General features: G+C 33.0%; 4 protein-coding genes. All 4 read right to left on the bottom strand.

Annotation, left to right across the window (positions count from 1 at the left end; all coding sequences use genetic code 11):
* Positions 1-130: 130 nt before the first annotated feature.
* Positions 131-2083 carry an NHLP bacteriocin system secretion protein gene (locus F6K13_RS19820; protein WP_124142727.1) on the bottom strand — a complete coding sequence of 651 codons (1953 nt, stop codon included), beginning with the start codon at positions 2081-2083 and terminating at the stop codon, positions 131-133.
* Positions 2084-2181: 98 nt separating this feature from the next.
* Positions 2182-2868: a lecithin retinol acyltransferase family protein gene (locus tag F6K13_RS19815; RefSeq protein ID WP_124142726.1), complete on the bottom strand. Its 687-nt coding sequence runs from the start codon at positions 2866-2868 to the stop codon at positions 2182-2184.
* A gap of 342 nt (positions 2869-3210) precedes the next feature.
* Positions 3211-3993: a tryptophan-rich sensory protein gene (locus F6K13_RS19810; protein WP_124142725.1), complete on the bottom strand. Its 783-nt coding sequence runs from the start codon at positions 3991-3993 to the stop codon at positions 3211-3213.
* 141 nt (positions 3994-4134) lie between these two features.
* A partial coding sequence (locus tag F6K13_RS19805; RefSeq protein ID WP_287288125.1) for a hypothetical protein occupies positions 4135-4501 on the bottom strand: 367 nt, incomplete at its 5' end.

The following is a 4501-nucleotide window of genomic DNA, read 5'->3' as shown; positions in this document are numbered from 1 at the left end:
GCGCAAATACTTTGCTGGCAGTTTTGACCACAGAAAGTAGTTAACAGAAATTTTTAAGACATACTAGAACTTAGTGAATCTTAGTCAATTCTTGATATTAGTAACCGCTAGCTGAAAATCAAGTTGAAAATCAAATCCCACTCCACTCCCTTAAAATTGGTAAAACAAAAGTAATAGGCGCTCTTTCTTCTACTCGTACTCGCGTTGTTGTAGTTGTACCAGCAGTTAATTTTTGTTGGGGTCCTTTTGAAGAAGACCATTGATAACTACTAAAGGTATTGGGGTCTAATTTTAGTTGAGCGATCGCTTCAATTTTCCCCCCACTTTCGCCGATAATATTTTCTACTATTTCAGGATTTCCTACTACGAAGTTTGCACCTTCTTTTGTTACAGGAAAATCAGATACAGAAATAATTTTGCCGATAATTCCACCAAACCTTTCCCGTTTTACAGTATCAGGAGTGATTAAAATTTCCATTTCTGGTGTGATGCGTTTGCCATCTGAAACAGCAAAATAACTGACTGCTTGTAATTCTCCTGATTTTCCTTTGATATTAATTTTACCCAAAGTCGTACCTGGATTTACAAATTGTCCGAGAGTAGTTTGTATTTCCAAAATACATCCATCTACAGGACTAAGAATTTTACTATTATCAGTAATTTGTTTTTCTAATTGAGCAATTTCTCGTTTAACTTCTTCAATTTGATTTTTGCGTGTATTAACTGCTTCTAAATTTTCTTGTTCTAAACGTTTTCTCTGAGTATCTAAATCTTGTAAATCTGCTTTTATTTGAGTTATTGTATTCTGATTTTCTAAAAATTTTTGCTTTGTTTCTGTTTCTTGTAATTTTAGTCCTTGTAATTCAGCTTTAATTTCATTAATTCTGTTGGTATTATCTAAAAATCGTTCGTCAGTTTCGGTTGTTTGTAAATCTAATTCTTGGATTTTGGTTTCAATTTCTCTAATAGTATTGAGGTTGTCTAAATATTGTTGATTAACTTGTGCTTCCTGCACTTTTAATTCTGTTAATTCAGTCTCAATTTCTTTGATATTATTGAGGTTTTGTGCATATTTTTCTATAGCTTCTGTTCGCTCTACTTCTAGTTGCTTTAGCTCTGCTTCTATTTCTGTAATATTTTGCAGATTTTGTTGATATTCTTGTTTGCTTTGCAGTAGAGTATCTTCAGAAATTGCTCCCTGTTCATATAAGTCCTGACGTCTTTTTAGTCTCTCCTCAAAAGTAGGAGTTAACTCTCGTGCATCTTGTAAACGTTGCAGTAGACTTTCTCGTTTTTGTTGTAATGCTACTTCATTTTGATTCAGCAAAATAGGGGTTAAAGCCTTGGTATTTTCTAACCTTTGTTCCAGGGTAATTTTTTGTTCGGTGAGTGCTGCTAGTTGTTTTTCTTGTAACTCGGGAGTTAGTGCTTTAGCATCTTGTAAACGCTGTTGTAAGCTAGTTCGTTGCTTGGCAATCGCCTCTAATTTTTTCTCTTTTAATATAGGAGTTACTGTTTCTAGGTCTGACAAACGTTTTTCTAAACTCTGACGTTGTTCTCGGATGGCATTTAAAGTATCATTTTGCAGTATTGGTGTTATTGCTTGAGTATCTTTCAAGCGTTGTTCTAAACTGTTTTTTTTTCCTACTAAAGCTTCTATTTCGAGTTGAGTACGTTGATTTTGTAGTTGTTGGGTATCTTGAGCTTGAGATTCTAATTGAATTAGTTTATTCTGTTGTAATTCTAATTGTTTTTTGAGCTGAGATGGATCGATAGTTGCCAGTACATAATTTTTTTTTATGCACTGCCCATCCTGTATATTTAAAGACTGTAATCTACCAGCGATCGCTGACTGAAATTCTATTACTTGTCGAGGGCGAATTAATACTCCTTTTCCACTAATAGTAATAGGTATTTTGCCGAAAATACTCCATAATAAACCCAGAATTACTAGACTACCTAATGTTGCTAAAGGTAGCCAATCTTTGAGAGTAACTACTTGCATTAATTGGTCTAGTCGTTCTGGGGAAGAAAGCCGTTCTAAAGATTCTTTGCGGAATATACGGCGCTGTTTTTCAGACATTAATAACTGTAGATTAACTTCCCATGACTTTTTTTAAATTAACTTAGATATGATTCAAGAAGTAAATAAGTAAGAAGAGAAACTCAATAAATCTTCAATTATTTATTTGTAATTAAATTTTGACTTCTTAAAAGTGTTTCTGTCATGGTAGCCAATTTATGCAAACTAGCTTCTAATTCATCAGCACGTTGTTGATGTTTTTGCTTACGCATTAGAGCAGCACGAGCTAAATCTTCCCGGTCTTGTTTGACCGCCGCCACTGCTACTTTTTGCCAGGTATTTATTTCCTGTTTAAGTTGTTTATATTCTGGTTGAATATTTTCCCAAGCTATTTTTATATCTGCTAAAGCTTTGTTGACTAATTCAGTAGTATCTAAGTCAGTTTTTACTCCTAAAATTGCTTGCTTAATTGGTTCTGAAATTTGCTCAACATTAATGTGATAAAGCAGAGGAATAAAGTTTTTTACCTGTTGACTTTGACTAACTCCAGTTATGCACCAAGTAGCAAAATGTTCACAATTATTTTTAATAATATTATATTTTCTTTCTCCTAATCTACTTTCTGCTCTTTGAATGACTGTATCAGCAATATAACGAACTGGGTAACGTTTTACATAAACTTTTCTTCTATCAGTAAAATATTCTTTAGAAGTTCTTTCAATAGTTTCTGTACCCTTACGATAATGAATAACTGTTCCATCACCACAGTCAATGCCATGATGTTCGTAAACACCATCTATATTTAAAAACTCTCTAAGAGTATATATTTGCTCTCCTCTTGCCATATTATTTTTCAAGTTTTACTTAATTTAACTAGCTATCAGCTATCAGCTATTAGCTGTCAGCTATTAGCTTAAAAAGGTAGTGCATAGATAATGGTATCTGTTTGCGGAGTAATCCGTTAGGAAAAGCTTGGTTCAACAATTAATAATTAATAATTACCTTTGCTTGAAAACGGATAGGATTGACGCGGTAGGGGAAATTAATTCATTGTTTCTCCTTTAAATAAAGGAGAGGATTTTTACCTTAATTATTCGGTAAAATATCCCCGACGCGTGAGCAAGTCGTTTAATTTTAGGAGGGGTTGTTCATACCATTTTCGTTCTGGAATACTTTTTAACCTAATTCTATTTTAATCTAATTGACGCAACTTTTACACAAACTAAAACCACTAATCCTAAAGCTAAAATTCCAGCAGTAACTGCAATGATTGGCATATCTAAATGACGAATTACAATGGCTATAAGTGCCCAAACAAATACTAGAGGATAAGCAATATCTTGCTTTTGCATATTAATAATTCCTGCAATAATTGCTCCAATTATTAACATGATTATTGTCCAAACTATGGCGACTTGCCCTGTACTATTCCAGCCTAAATAATGTAGGGCGCTTGCTATATTCACAATCGTTGCCACACTAATCCAAGCAAAATATATACTTATCGGATAATGAACTAACCATTTATCTTTTTTGGGCACTCTTTCATAACTAATTCCTAAATTTAGATATAGGCAAATTAAACAGCCTAAAATTCCTAACATTGCCAAAACTGAAAAGGTAAATAACTGAAATTGAAATAAAAATACCCAAACTATTTGTGCCAGACTCGCACCCACTAAAAAATATCCACATCTCTGTAAAATTGGATTCTCTCTTTGTGCTGGTAATACTTGATAAACTCCAAAACTAATTAAACCTAAATAAATTAATCCCCAAATTGCAAAAGCATAACTAGCCGGAATAATCAAAACATCCTGAAATACAGTGTTAGAAATTTCACCAATAGTTTTGCCACCAGGAGGAGCAAGATTAACATATACATTCAGAAAAAAAGCAGCAATAATTCCTATTAAATTAGCCCACTGTCGAATAATGTTTGAATTAAATTTGTTAGTATTAGTTTCCATAATTGTCTTTACTCTTATAAATAAATCCGATTAAGCAAAATTATAATTTAGCCCGGAAGTTGTTACCTCTACAACTCACCGGGCTACTTGTTCAAATAATTAGTTAATCTTAATCAAATTATAACATTTATATTTGTAGAATTAATCTTTAATTACTTCTAGTCCACAAGCTTCTGCCAGTTGTTGTGCTATACTCTTATATTGACGAGGTGGAGTGTGAGTATCTAAGTCTAAATTAAAACCTTCTATAACACGCTGAATTAATTTTGAACGCCATATAGCTTCTATTTCATAATCAGAACTTAGGCTACCTTCAGATAATGCTAACCTCAATTTATCTAATATTTGAAATTGTCCCACTAAAATTGCTGCTTTAGTAACATCATTAGAATCAGTATCAAGAGCATCTAGTTGCCTACTAACTCGATTCCATTCACCATCAATTATCTCGATCAAAACTGCAGCAAGTTTAGCATTACGTTGCTGTGTCAATATCTGAAATTCGTCA

This window comes from Okeania sp. SIO2B9, assembly GCF_010672505.1.
Taxonomy (GTDB): Bacteria; Cyanobacteriota; Cyanobacteriia; order Cyanobacteriales; family Microcoleaceae; genus Okeania; species Okeania hirsuta.
This window is presented reverse-complemented; position numbering and strand designations above follow the sequence as displayed.